General features: G+C 51.6%; 15 protein-coding genes. All 15 read right to left on the bottom strand.

What is annotated here, in order from left to right:
• Nucleotides 1-443: 443 nt before the first annotated feature.
• Entirely contained in the window at nt 444-2,693 is a 2,250-nt protein-coding gene (hypF, locus tag H525_RS0116985) for a carbamoyltransferase HypF (RefSeq protein WP_027417161.1), read from the bottom strand.
• Nucleotides 2,694-2,711: 18 nt separating this feature from the next.
• Nucleotides 2,712-2,963, bottom strand: a complete 252-nt coding sequence (locus H525_RS0116980) for a glutaredoxin family protein (RefSeq protein WP_027417160.1) — start codon at nt 2,961-2,963, stop codon at nt 2,712-2,714.
• A gap of 87 nt (nt 2,964-3,050) precedes the next feature.
• A complete protein-coding gene (hypE, locus tag H525_RS0116975; RefSeq protein WP_051331124.1) occupies nt 3,051-4,085 on the bottom strand; it encodes a hydrogenase expression/formation protein HypE in 1,035 nt (344 codons plus the stop codon).
• 19 nt (nt 4,086-4,104) lie between these two features.
• Nucleotides 4,105-5,244 (bottom strand): hydrogenase formation protein HypD, encoded by a 1,140-nt coding sequence (hypD, locus tag H525_RS0116970; RefSeq protein ID WP_245590521.1) that lies wholly within the window; start codon nt 5,242-5,244, stop codon nt 4,105-4,107.
• 5 nt (nt 5,245-5,249) lie between these two features.
• Nucleotides 5,250-5,534 carry a HypC/HybG/HupF family hydrogenase formation chaperone gene (locus tag H525_RS0116965; protein WP_027417157.1) on the bottom strand — a complete coding sequence of 95 codons (285 nt, stop codon included), beginning with the start codon at nt 5,532-5,534 and terminating at the stop codon, nt 5,250-5,252.
• A 67-nt stretch (nt 5,535-5,601) separates the two neighbouring features.
• Entirely contained in the window at nt 5,602-6,453 is an 852-nt protein-coding gene (locus tag H525_RS0116960) for a NifU family protein (RefSeq protein ID WP_245590512.1), read from the bottom strand.
• Entirely contained in the window at nt 6,453-6,791 is a 339-nt protein-coding gene (locus H525_RS0116955) for a hypothetical protein (RefSeq protein WP_051331140.1), read from the bottom strand. Before H525_RS0116955 ends, H525_RS0116960 begins: the two co-directional genes overlap by 1 nt.
• Nucleotides 6,791-8,002 carry a tetratricopeptide repeat protein gene (locus H525_RS0116950; RefSeq protein ID WP_245590511.1) on the bottom strand — a complete coding sequence of 404 codons (1,212 nt, stop codon included), beginning with the start codon at nt 8,000-8,002 and terminating at the stop codon, nt 6,791-6,793. The genes H525_RS0116955 and H525_RS0116950 overlap by 1 nt, the downstream gene beginning before the upstream one ends.
• Before the next feature lie 50 nt (nt 8,003-8,052).
• On the bottom strand, nt 8,053-8,349 hold the full coding sequence (locus H525_RS0116945) for a hypothetical protein (RefSeq protein WP_027417153.1): 297 nt from the start codon (nt 8,347-8,349) through the stop codon (nt 8,053-8,055).
• Nucleotides 8,339-8,806, bottom strand: a complete 468-nt coding sequence (locus H525_RS0116940) for a hydrogenase maturation protease (protein WP_027417152.1) — start codon at nt 8,804-8,806, stop codon at nt 8,339-8,341. Before H525_RS0116940 ends, H525_RS0116945 begins: the two co-directional genes overlap by 11 nt.
• Before the next feature lie 27 nt (nt 8,807-8,833).
• Complete coding sequence (locus H525_RS0116935; RefSeq protein ID WP_035101763.1) at nt 8,834-10,471, bottom strand: nickel-dependent hydrogenase large subunit; 1,638 nt, start codon at nt 10,469-10,471, stop codon at nt 8,834-8,836.
• 76 nt (nt 10,472-10,547) lie between these two features.
• Nucleotides 10,548-11,519 (bottom strand): NADH-quinone oxidoreductase subunit B family protein, encoded by a 972-nt coding sequence (locus H525_RS0116930; protein WP_027417150.1) that lies wholly within the window; start codon nt 11,517-11,519, stop codon nt 10,548-10,550.
• 59 nt (nt 11,520-11,578) lie between these two features.
• Nucleotides 11,579-12,274, bottom strand: a complete 696-nt coding sequence (hypB, locus tag H525_RS0116925) for a hydrogenase nickel incorporation protein HypB (RefSeq protein ID WP_245590510.1) — start codon at nt 12,272-12,274, stop codon at nt 11,579-11,581.
• Nucleotides 12,240-12,623: a hydrogenase maturation nickel metallochaperone HypA gene (hypA, locus tag H525_RS0116920; RefSeq protein WP_027417148.1), complete on the bottom strand. Its 384-nt coding sequence runs from the start codon at nt 12,621-12,623 to the stop codon at nt 12,240-12,242. The genes hypB and hypA overlap by 35 nt, the downstream gene beginning before the upstream one ends.
• Entirely contained in the window at nt 12,616-13,140 is a 525-nt protein-coding gene (locus H525_RS0116915) for a helical membrane plugin domain-containing protein (protein WP_245590509.1), read from the bottom strand. Before H525_RS0116915 ends, hypA begins: the two co-directional genes overlap by 8 nt.
• Nucleotides 13,141-13,530 lie beyond the last annotated feature (390 nt).

Raw genomic sequence — 13,530 nt, 5'->3', positions numbered from 1 at the left:
TATGTAAAAAGATCCAGCTTAAGCTGGATCTAAATTCAGAGGAATCGTTGCCACATTGATCTTTTGCTAATATTTAAACGAAAATTTTGCAAATCTTTTAATTATACTATAAATGAGTAAATTCGCTCCCATTTTTCTTCCAGATAAAAAAAGAGACATCTTCCTTTTCCTATGGTATAGATATGTCACCACAACCAATCTTACCAGAGGAGGAAAAGACATGTCTTATACCCCTATAGTACCAAAACACGAACCCATACGCAATTTTTTACAACAACATCGGCTGCCTCTCTACTCTCGAAGCCTGTTCTTCAGCAAATCGTGAAAACAGAATCCTTCTGCTTTATTGAAGACGCATGTGCCATTGCTTCTACAATGCCTGGTATACGTGTCCACAGGTGATCAACAGCTACGCAAAAGCGGACTATCATCTCATGGGCGCTCTACGTCGCCGCCACCAGCGCCGCCTGTCCGAGGCTGATGCCACCGTCGTTTGGGGGGACCCTCTCACCTATCCATACATGCATGGCCCTTTCAGTGAACAACTCCTTCAGATCGGCTAGCAAAAGAGAATTTTGAAATACACCGCCGGATAATACAACCGTATCGATCCCGTGGGCTTCTCCTAAAGCGAGGGCGCTTCGAAATACGCCTTCAGCGATGCTCCTATGAAACGAACGGGCAATCGACGCCGCGTCCCGCCCATTCAAACGATCTTCCGCCAGCGCCTGCAAGAGGGGACGATAGTCAAGTTCCTTTTCATCCCACGGAAAAGGATACACCTTCTCCAAAGAGACAGAGCGAGCGAGATGTTCGAGCCATATAGCTGCCTGGCCTTCAAACGAAATGGATTCGGTGAATCCTAAAAGGGCGGCTGCGGCATCGAATAATCGGCCAACGGACGTTGTGGGGAAGGTGCGGAGTCTTTTTTCCACGAGTTTTACCGTCGTGAAAAACCGTTCTGGAAGCGCAAGCCGCCTGCCGACGTCCGTCGCCAATTCGGGCACGTCGACAAAGAAACCGGCCAGCGCCTGAAGCGGTATACGTGCCGCCGCATCACCGCCCGGAAGCACGGCATAGCGAAGGTGCCCATGCCGTTCCAATCCTTCTGCGACGCTTCCGACAAACAGTTCCCCGCCCCAGATGGCCCCATCATCGCCAAATCCCGTCCCATCAAATGCCACTCCGATCACCCGTTTGTCCAGAGCATTTCGTTCCGCCAGCACGGATGCCACATGGGCGCGGTGATGCTGGATGCCAACGTACTCGCAGTTTTCCAGCCCGCGCGCAAACTGGGCGGAACGATGATCGGGATGGAGATCATGCGCCACGATCGTGTCTGCCAGCGGGACATCATACATCGACAAAAGATCGTAGATGGTCTGCTCAAATGCCGCATACGCCTCGTACTGCGTCAAATCTCCCACATGCTGGCTTACGATCGCCTGACCCTTAACGACTAACGTGACAGTATTTTTCAGGTCAGAGCCGACAGCAAGAATGGGCCGATCGCCGGGCAATTGAGTGACAGGAAGCGGAGCGTATCCCCTCGCCCGGCGGAGTACAGTGGACCCAAATTCGCTCACGCGGACGACGGAATCGTCGACGCGGCGGGCGATGGGCCGCTCACCGATAAGCCAGGCGTCGACAAGTCCTTCAAGCCCTTCCACAGCGTCTTCATCTTTATAGATAATGGGTTCACCGGAGCGATTGGCGCTCGTCATTACAAGCACAGGCGGCGCACCGAAATGAAACAGCAAATGATGGAGCGGTGTATACGGGAGCATCACGCCGCAATCGGTGTTATCAGGTGCCACGCCCGGAAGCGAGCGGTGTGAGCGGGCAAGCACAATAGGACGAGCCGCAGACGTAAGAAGCGCCTCTTCTTCCGGTGATAGCTTAATAAGCATCCGCGCGGTCTCCACGTCTTTGACCATCAGGGCAAACGGTTTCGCCCTGCGACGCTTCCGATCTCTGAGTGTCCACACCGCCTGAGCGTTTTCCGCATCGCATGCCAGATGATATCCGCCAAGTCCTTTGATCGCCACGATGCGCCCTGCACGAAGAAGCTGGGCGGTCTTTTCGATGACTTTGCCATCTCCATTTATCTCTTCGCCTTGCCATCGCATGTGATAATAAGGCCCGCACTCGGGGCAGGCAGTCGGCTGCGCGTGGAACCTGCGGTCGGTCGGCTCATAATACTCTGCAGAACAGGCCGGGCACATGGGCCACGATTTCATCGTCGTATAGGGACGGTCATACGGCAGGCGTTGTATCACGGTGTAGCGGGGGCCGCACTCCGTGCAATTGATGTAAGGATACAGATAGCGGCGGTTTGCAGGATGAAACAGTTCGGTCAAACAAGCCGAACACACGGCCTGATCGGCAGGGATGTGCACCGTCGGCCGATCGTTCCGCTTGCTTTCACGGATTCGAAAATCGTGAAGCCCCTGCACGGCCACATCTTCGATTTCCAGATCGGTCACCCGGGCCAGCGCAGGAGGATGTGTCGTGACTTCCTCGATAAACGTCTGAATGGCGGAGGCATCCCCTTCCACATGTATCTCCACGCCGCTTTCCCCGTTGCACACCCAGCCGCTAAGCTCCCACCGTTTCGCCAGGCGAAAGATAAAGGGGCGAAAACCGATCCCCTGAACAACGCCGTGAACGCGAATGAGCTGTGCGATATGCATGATAAACCACCTACCTTTTTACAAAGATGTATCTTCCATGGAAGAAGGCAGCTTGACAATGCATCCGCGGCCGCAAAACCCGACTTGAACGACACGGTCGTCTTCAACCAGGACAGGGACGGTGCGTCCGCCCGTCAAAGCGATGAGCTGTTTTAACGCTTCTTCGTCTTCTTCCACATCATATTCGGTAAACTCTTCTCCATCCCATAATAAAGATTCCCGCATCTCCTTCGTGTAAGGGCATCCTTTTGTGCCATAAAGTGTACGCATGGTTCGTTTCAGCACCTCCCGTCCTTACGGATGATGAAACAGACGGCCGCGCTTCCCCGATGCGCGCAAGGCAGCCGGAGCGACCATTTAACAAATACGCGGCAGCGGATCGCCTACAAGCATATCAATGACCCGCGTACCTCCGTAGCGGGAACGCGCCAGGACGACTTTTTTCGGATCTTCTTGAATTTCGCCGATGCGCCGCGCGTCCTCTCCGCCCGGTATGCCCCGGATCGCTTCTAACGCCATATCGGCGTATTCCGGGGAAACGATGGCGAGAAACTGCCCTTCGTTGGCAATGTGAAGAGGATCCAGGCCTAAAATTTCACAAGTACCCCGCACCGCCGGACGTACCGGAATCGCCTCCTCGTCCAGCACTACGGCGACTTTGGCGTCTCTTGCCAATTCGTTTAACGCCGTAGCCACGCCGCCCCGCGTCGGGTCGCGTAACCAGCGCAGCCCTGGCGCCGCAGCGTCGATGAGGTTAGCAACGAATGGCCATAGCGGGCGCGTATCTGAGGTGAGATCGGCTTCCAAATCCAATTCCCCCCTGGCCAGGAGGACGGTGATCCCGTGATCTCCGATCGGACCGGAAAGAATTACCTGATCGCCGGGTCGAACGTGTTCGGCCGAAAGGAATACGCGCTGATCAGTAAGACCAATACCTGCAGTGGTGATGAACAGCCCGTCTGCTTTACCGTGTTCCACCACCTTCGTATCGCCCCCCACCACGGACACCCCGGCACACTGTGCCGCCCTGGCCATGGCCGCCACTTCCCGTTCCAGCTCAGATGTCGAAAGGCCCGCTTCTAATATGAACGTGGTCACCAGCGCCAATGGCTTTGCTCCGCCCATGGCCAAATCGTTAACCGTCCCATTTATGGCAAGTTCGCCGATGGACCCGCCCGGAAAGACGAGCGGCTTGACAACATAGCTGTCTGCCGTAATAGCCAAACGCCGTCCATCAGCATCGATGTGTGCCGCATCGTTCAACTCCGGCAACGTGTCGTTCATCAAGTAAGGAACCAATAGCCCCTCGATGAGTCGTCGGCTGGCTTTCCCACCGGCTCCATGGGCCAACTCAATATGGGCATCAGTAAAACTCATCTTGGTAGTCTTCATATCTTTTTTCCTCCCTGAGCTATTCGCCGATTGCCTGACGCATGTGGACGTGATGGTAATATGCGGCGCACGCCCCTTCCGATGACACCATGAGGGCACCTATAGGATGTTCAGGTGTGCATTCTTTCCCAAACCATTTGCATTGATGCGGTTTAAGCACCCCTTTTAATACTTCACCACATTGCGCCGCTTTCGGATCGGTGACGCGAACACCTTCCATCTGGAAGCGGACTTCCGCATCCCACCGGGCGAATTCGGGCCGCAGTTTCAGCGCCGATTGGGAGATGACCCCAAGTCCCCTCCACTCGAAGAAAGGACGGACTTCAAAAACTTCGTTCATCACTTCCAGCGCAGGGATGTTTCCTTCCCATGGAACTACACGGCTGTACTGGTTTTCCACTTGCGCACGGCCTTCCTTCATTTGTTTGACCAGCATAAGGATCGATTGGAGTAAATCGAGCGGCTCAAAACCTGAGATCACCACAGGTTTTCCATAATGTTCCGTGACAAGTTCATAAGGATGGGCGCCGATCACCGTCGAGACATGCCCTGGTCCTATAAACCCGTCGATGCGCATATCCGGAGAATCCAGGATCGTGCGAATCGCCGGCAAAATCATAACATGATTGGAAAACACGTAAAAATTGGGCACGTTTAACTCGCGGGCGCGCATGAGCGTCAGCGCCGTCGACGGGGCCGTCGTTTCAAAGCCGATGGCGAACAGCACCACTTGCTGTTCTGGATGATCCATGGCAATCTTTAAAGCGTCCAGGGGAGAGTAAATCATACGGATGTCGGTTCCTCTGGCCCGGAGTTCTAAGGGAGTTCCCTGTGAACCGGGAACCCGCATCACATCACCGAAAGCGGTGAAAATCACATTCGGCTGCCGGGCAATGGATAAACCGTCGTCCATCCGCCCCATGGGAAGAACGCAAACCGGACATCCCGGTCCATGAACGAGTTCGATGTTTGCTGGCAGCAGATGCTGCAACCCAAATCGAAAGATCGAAAACGTATGCCCGCCACAAACTTCCATGAAACGATAATGATAATCAGGATCGACAAGACGATGGATCTCTTCCGATGTCCTGCGGATTAATTCCGGGTCGCGAAACTCGTCAACGTATTTCATCGTCATAATCACACCTCCAATGCTCATTTTCTTCACGTTTTTTTCTCTTCATCAAATTGATACCCCATTACTTCCTGTATGGCCTCGTCCGATTCACCTAGCATGCTGAGCAATCTCAGCTGCTCAACCGCCTGTTCTTCGCTAATCTTGCTCATGGCAAATCCGACATGGAGGAGCACCCAATCGCCAAGCCGGGTTCCTTCATTTTTCAGCAGGCCGATGTTGATTTTCCGGCGCACGCCGGAAACGTCAACCATAGCGTAATGGTGATCACCGTCGAGAAGCTCCACAATTTGTCCTGGAATAGCTAAGCACATGGACGCGTTTCCTCCTTAAATGTTGTAATGAAAAGTAAAAGTTTGTGTCAATCAAGAGGATAAGCGATTAGCTTAATCGTATCCATACCCGCTGGTCCTCTACGCGTACCGGAAACGGTTCGAGCTGCACGTGAGGCGCCGTGATGCACTCTCCGGTTGATAAGTCGAAACGGAAACCGTGCCACGGACAAGTAATAGCAGAACCGTCGACGAGTCCTTTGTCGAGAGGCATACTCATATGGGGACACTGATTGCGAAAAGCCATCACTTTTCCCTCTATACGCACCAACAAAACATCCCACTCCTCGTGGGCAAAGTGAACCGGTCGTCCTTCTTCAAGTTCCGAGATGGAAGGTCCCTGCTTCCAGCCACTTTGTTCGAGGCTTTCCGCATCATCAATCGCATGAATGGGCAGGTAGCCGGAAGCCACTTCATCTCCCGCCATGATGACATATTCGATTTCCGGGACACGCGCTTTGATCGCTTCCTCAACCCCGTTTTTCAACGTCACAGCGGACATAGAACATCCGGAACAGGCACCTTGAAGGCGGACATACACAGTCTCTCCTTCGACTTTCACCAGCTCCACATCGCCGCCGTGAGAGCGCATGTACGGACGCACTTCTTCTAGCACCGCTGCAACACGGGTAAACAGGTCCTGTTTAATGATCCCATGCATGAAGAGCATGGCGTAGACGGCAGGGTCTTCCACCGCCTTAAGCAACAATTCTTTCCCCGCATCTGTTTCACGGAACGTACGGACGAGCTTTCTGAGACCATGTTCATGAAACGCTTCGATGGCCTTTTTCAACTCCATTGCCTTCCTGCATGCATCCTCCGGCAGTTCCTTAATCGAGGACAGCTCCCGATCTACGCGTTCCGCCAACGCATTAAAATCCTCCTGCATAACTTTCATCATCAATCCCCTCCAAAAGCCAAGGTCTGCTCAAGCGCTTCTTCCGTTTTATTCTGTAACAAAGTGGCGAAGCTTTGCTTCGCCAGCTCCTGCAGCGCCTCCCCAACGGTAACAGGTACAAAAATACGAGAAGAGTCGTTTATGCGCTGATTAGCCAGAGCTTGTAGAATCAAGCACGAACCGGCAGAGTTATCAAGGAGAGCATCCCGAAAAAATGCATCCGCAAATTCATTCAACCACACGCCTTCTCCCTGGGGATTCGCGCGAAGCCGATGCAGCGCGTTTTGTGCCCCTTCGTTGCGCTGGATGATGCGCTCACTAAAGCGCTCAACGGCCATCATTAACAAAAGGATGCCGCTTCCTTCTGCTTTATCGAAATTTCAGCCAATATGTACTTGACGGAATCGGCCGCATCATTTTCCCCGTATGTTCGAAACAGTCGGCTCGCCTCTTCTAACCGAGGTACCGCCCGGGAAAATGCACCGAGATGGGCAAGGGCATTTCCCTGATTCGCAAGGACGCGGGCATAACCCAGCGGATCATCCTCAGGGCGTCGTACACTCAGCGCGTCTTCATAAAGCGCTACAGCTTCCCAGAGGTTTTCTTCCGGATGGGATGTTTTCACATGCTGTAAGGCATTGGCAAGATTAATTGTAGCACTCGTCCAATACTCAACATGGGTGTCTTTTTTAAAAATATGCAGAGCCTCCCGCAGTGATTGAATGGCCGTCGCAGCGCGCAAATGGGCGCCGCGATCCGAAGACGGCATGGCAATATACGCGAGCGCTAAATTCATATGAACCATCGCATAACCATCAGGATGAGTGTCTTTACGATACACTTTCAACACTTCATGATAGCACCTGACCGCTTCCAAAAGGGAGTCCTTCCGTCCCTCTGAACCGGTTTGATAGGCTGTGCCCAATTGAAACCACAGCTCTGCCCGGGCTTCCTGAAAGGAAGACGTCTCCAGAAGAGCCAGGGCGCAGCGATACCCCCCTACTGTTTCCTGCCCGTGCTCGCCAAGCATCTGTTTTGTCGCCGCCCATTCGGCGTAGAGTCGGGCAGAAAAAACAGGGGAAATCTCCCGGACCGTTTTCGCTGCCTCCAAAAGAATCGCAAGCCCAGTCGGCCAATCGTTCCGGTGAAGTGCCTCGTACGCCTGGGTAGCCAACAGAAACGCCCGTACTTCTCCGGCGGCATCAGCATACGGCGGGGGTGTTTCGCGCAAGCCAAGACGCCATGCCACCGCATCTAAGAGCAGGGCCATATCCCCTTCAAGCAATTCTCTGGCCCAGGCATATATGTGTTCTTCCGGCTCAAGAATAAATCGGTTGTAAATCCCTTCCGGCCCTTGCGGCAATAAGCTTACAACCACATCTTCACTTTCCCCTTGAATTGCCGCAACAAAAAAACGCCAACTCTCCGACCATATGTCGGGAAGATAGCCGCGGAGAAGAAGCGGCAATACATTATTTCCTTCTGGAGCAGACGGTAAAAGAAAAAAACTTGCAGCTCCGGGAAAAACACCGAGCGGTTGCGTCTGCAGCACAATTCTCCCCCCTTTTTTCTCATCGAAAAGCCAAAAAATTATGATTACAACTACGCCGAAGTACTTGAACAGAAAAGGGGGATGCGAAGTGCTCCGAGCTGATCATCCCATACAGCACTGCGCTCCCCTGGTGGCACACCTTCAGGCAGAAACTCTTCGACCAACATGCTTCGATCCCCGCGGGAATTGCGTAATTTTAACAATAATCCTCCTGCCCCTGGATGGCTCACCGGCATAATCCACAGTTCTTCACCACGTATTAAAGCGATGGCGGTTCCCGTACGGAACCTCATCGCTTCTTCGGCGGGGATATGAAGATAACCCGTTGAAGTAATTTCAAACTTCACTTACTTTCCCTCCCACGCGCTGAAGCAACTCGTTCGCCAAACGATCTAAAGCTTCTTCCACCGTAGAAGACAGGCCAAACCCGTACGACAGGTTTTCAGCTTCGATGAGGAAGACCGTCACTTTTTTTGGAAAGCGGCTTTTGAGCAGCCAACGGCCCATGGCAATGGCATTTTCCCACCGAAAATCGTGGAGGTTGACATCTTTTAGAGGAGGCGTTTCTACCTCTTCTCCAGGAAGTTGAAAAATCGTGCCTGGCGCTGCCCCCGATTGACAGGCATCCACGAGAATCAGTTCCTCAGCATCCCCGATTTGAAAAGTCACATCCATTCCGGCGGTTCCACCATCAGCCAGGCGGACTTCAGGCGGAACCCCCAGCTCCCACAATTTGCGGATGAGCATCGGACCCACCCCGTCGTCACTGCGGAGCAAATTGCCGCATCCAATAATGACGGTCATACGAATTCCTCCTTCTACCAGCGTAAATTACATCTTCATAACCTCATACTTGGCTAACTCTTTGTTCGTTTTGGCATCGTAAGCATGAACAGTACAGACGAGACAAGAATCGTAACTTTGTGCGATATGGGCCAGTTCGACCGGATCCTGCGAATTTTTGACGGGCAGGCCAATCATCGCCGTCTCAATCGGACCCCGCTGTCCATGACGATCCCGCGGACCAATGTTCCAGGCCGTCGGCGTTACGACTTGATAGTTTTCAATCTTTCCGTCTTTAATTTCAATCCAATCGGCCAAAGCGCCGCGAGCTGCTTCCGTAGCCCCGAAACCGCGCCCCTTAGGCAATTCGTTTGGCTTGATATAAAATTTCTCATTCAAATCAATCTGCTGCAGCCATTTCCGCATGCGCAAATAGTACTTCGCCGCTTCGTGCAAACGTGCCAGCACCCGTACCATTGAACTCGGACCGATTTCATTAATAATATTTAAGAAGAGAGGATCATAATCCTGCCACTCTTCCGCATTCGGCCGGCCGGCCATCACTTGGCGAGCCAGCGGTCCTACCTCTAACGGAGTCTCCCCCATCCCCGGAATGTCATATCGGGGTGCCTTTGCAAACGTATATTTTCCTTCCTTTTGGCCTTCTATCGGATCAATAGGCTCGGTTATTCCCTCAAACGGATGGTAAGAACCGCTACCGCGATAGAAGGAATACGTGTGATCTTCGCGTATGCGGGCTTGATCAAAATCGTGATATTCCTTCCCGTCAAATATGCCGGAGCGGGCAATCAACGCAGCATTGCGCCCTTCAATGGTAGGATAGCGATATTTCTCTTCATGGAAGAAGTTTCCTGTCGCAAGATAACTTCCCGGACCCGCACCGTATTTGTCCATGCCAATCTCCATACTGTAGCGGATGAAGAGCCCGAGATCGGAATCACGGTGTTCCGGTTTTTCATCAAGCCATGCAAGGACGTCCGACCATGTTTTGTTTTCGAGCCACCGTTCAACGGACGAACCGAGGAGGATTTTCTCCAACCAGCTATCGCGATAATATTCCAGAATCGAGATAGAGCGGGTAATGTCGGACAGCGTCGGTGCACTCATTACGCCCCCGGGAATCATGAAACTCGAATGAGGCCACTGGCCACCGAAGATTGCATAAATTTCCACCGGTTTGGCCGAAACGGTAACGCCAATCTCATAGTGTTCGCCTTCAAATGGCGCCCAGCGACGAACCACTTCCTCATACAATTTGGAGGAAGCATAGTTCTTATGAGTAAGCCCGATAGCGAACAGGGCATAAAACCAGCGAGGAATGCTCTGGATCGTTTCGGCTGCCTGGGCAATGTTACGAATAAGCGTAGCGTTAGGCGGCACCTGGGTGTTCCATGCCGTATCCAATGCATAAACCGCCTTGGTTAAATGGCTGCCGCCGCAAATGCCGCAAATCCGGGGGGTAACAATCAGACCGGCCTGCGGATCTTTTCCCTTTAAAATCATCTCGAAGCCGCGGAACATCGTGGCTTCCGTCCAGGCATCAACAACAACTCCATTTTCAATCGTCACTTTAACATCCAAATCGCCTTCTACACGCCCTAGCGAGTGGACTTTGATTTCCGTTTTATTGCTTTTTATTACTGTTTTTGTTCCTTGCTTACTCATACTGTTACACCCCACCTTTAGAATGGTTTTCCCTAAAAAGAGACATGTAGGGCAGAGCATTTTTAATCATTTATGCTTATGGCACAAACATATCTTCTTTCGCCCACTTCGGTGCCACCGCCCGGGCCATTGCCGCATTAATGGAATAGCTTAACGGATCGCTGCCTTGTGGCACTTCCTTCGGAATCGAGCCAAGAATTTTTTGTGTCTTGAACACCGTACCGGGTGCCAAGTCGAAGAACGGGAACTGAGGCTCCGTACAACCGATACAGGGCATCCCTGCCCGGGTTTTTGAAGATTGACGGTTCCAGAGAATACGGTTGCATGGTGAATGGGTCATCGGGCCACGGCAACCTTGTTCGTAGAACAAACAACCTTTCCGGGTGCCTTGTCCGAACTCTTCCACAGGTTCTTTCCACTCAAAATATTGCACACGTGTACAGCCGGTTTGGGTGAACGTCTTAAAGAACGTTTGCGGCCGCTGTAAATCATCTAAAAGGACATCTTCCGCGCGACCGGTAGCAACGGCAACAAGAATTTGTGTCACCCAGTCAGGATGAGCCGGGCAACCGGGAATATTAATAACGGGCAGTCCTGCCTTCGAACGGAACTCGGCTCCGAGAAATCCGCCCCGTTCCCCTTTCAAGTATTGAAGACCAATCGATTCAGACGGATTCGGCTTCGTCGCCGGAATCCCTCCCCAGCATGCACAGTCGCCGATAGCGACAACGTACTGGGCTTTATGGGAGAATTCCAAAATCCAATCTTTTTTAGGACGATCCATGAGCATGTCGTAGTGTCCGGTTCCATTCGGCCCCTGAATAACCGTCCCTTCCACCACGAGTATGTCCAAAGGGATTTCGTCACTCAGGATCTGATCGTACAAACGACGCACTTGATCGCCGAATTCCATCGACAAAGAATGATGATACAGAATATTAATACCGAAATCAGTGACCAAATCAATTACTGTCGGTTCTTCAGCATTTAAAAACGATTGGGTGTTTCCATTGCACGCACCGCCGTGCACCCAAAGAAGATTCGCCACTTCTCCCACCTCCAAAGAGCGAGTTTTTTTAGCAAATCGTCGAGCGATTTGACGATCGATCACAGGGAATCGAGCGATTTTTTAAACGCTGCTTTGTCAGCCTCCAAACGGGTTATCCACTCGTCGACCCCTTCTCCCGTTCGCACAGAAACTTCATGAATAGGAATACCAGGCCTCACCTCGTTCAGCGCTTCATAGAAGCGTTCCCGTTGAAATCCCACCGCTTCAGCCAAGTCGATTTTCGTAATAACTGCCACATCGGCGCTGTTAACAATGGTCGGATATTTCACTGGCTTGTCTTCGCCTTCTGTCACAGAAAAGAGAACAACACGCTGGGTTTCTCCCAAGTCGTAACTCGAAGGGCATACGAGATTGCCAACATTTTCGATAAAGAGAAAATCGATACTTGCCAAATCCCATTCTGCCAAAGTTCTTTCAATCATGTTCGCCTCAAGATGACAAACTGTACCCGTGGTAATTTGACGCACTTTCGCTCCACTTTCACGCAAGCGTTCCGCGTCGTTTTCCGTGGCTAAATCACCGACCAGCGCTGCCACACTATGCCGTTCCCCAAGTCTGGTTAACATATCCGTAAGCAGCGTCGTTTTTCCTGCTCCCGGACTCGAAACCAGGTTGACGACGTAGACACCAGTTTCTTGAAAACGCTTCCTCAATTCTCTAGCAAGAAGATCATTTTTCTTAAGAACGTTCTGGCGGATTTCAACGATCCGGGGATTTAATGTCATCTCCTGCATTTTCCTCACCTCCTTCCAGGGCATACAGTTCCAGCTCGCGTCCCTCCAGCACCTGGCCTGTTCTCGTCCCGCACACAGGACACCGCATAGGAAACGGTTCAGGCAAAACATGCGCTTCCTGGCAATCAGAACAGAATACTTGTACAGGAACGTCCTCAATCACTAGCCTCGCCCCTTCAAGAGGTGTCCCTTCGATGACCACATCGAAGGAAAATTCCAAAGATTCTTTTACCACACCCGACAAGACACCGAGTTTTAAGTAAAGAGCCTTCACCCGTTTCATCCCCGTATTTTCCGCTGCTTCGACGGCTAATTCAACCAGACTGTGGGCAATGGACAATTCATGCATCGCCGAGTTCCTTCGATAAATGTCGCGCGAAATTAAGAACAAAATTGAGAGCCGGCTGCACCTCCGGGTCGCTCAATGCCCGCATAAGCCCAATAAGCCCGACGCGTTTCGTCCCCGTCCGGGCCGTTTCTGCAGTGGCCTGGAGCATCGAACGCGACACTTTTCCAACCATTTGCACCGAGCGCACGTCGAGAACATCGGATTTGAACAGTTCCTGGACTTGAGGGGAATCGAGAAATTCCTGCATTTGTTGGACAGCGGTAAGGGCACGCTCAAAGCGCATTGCGTATTCGGGCTTGGACAAACTTTGTCGTAAAATAACGATGAGCTCGTTAATCGAATCAGCTATTTCAGGCCCGCGACGCATAAAATGTTCCACCATGTCGAACAGAAACGTTATATGCTCCAGTTTATCGAGCAGGCGAACCAGTTGCTCGATCGTTTGCGGATCAGAAATTTTCTCTATCAGCAACTGATCAATTGGTGCCTCCACGACCGACCCTTCCCCAATTTTCACAGCGATAATTCCCTCCTTTTTTGGTAACCGTAGAGATTAAAAAGCACGTCCTTTTTGTACGTTACCGCTTTTCCTTTCTTACGATTCATATTCTCCAACTTAATAATTTAATAACGTCAATAATTTTGAATTATCAAAATAATATTACCATGCCAACATTCTATCCGTCAAAGTTAACTTTGCTTTTGTAAAAAGACTCGTTAAACTGGTCTTATCCTTGTCAAGTAGACAGTGGCGCCATCCAATCAAGGACGATAGAAAAAAATCAAGCGCTATCTTGAAAATATCTCAAAACACATTATTAAAAAAGACAATACTAAACTAACCCGGTAATTCCTTGTTTTATGAGAAAAACTCGCGGGCGTTGCCGCTCGTCCTTTTTCTGCAGGG

It is taken from the genome of Aneurinibacillus terranovensis DSM 18919, assembly GCF_000430625.1.
GTDB lineage: Bacteria > Bacillota > Bacilli > Aneurinibacillales > Aneurinibacillaceae > Aneurinibacillus_B > Aneurinibacillus_B terranovensis.
The sequence above is the reverse complement of the archived record's forward strand: the minus strand, read 5'-3'. Positions and strand labels throughout refer to the sequence as shown.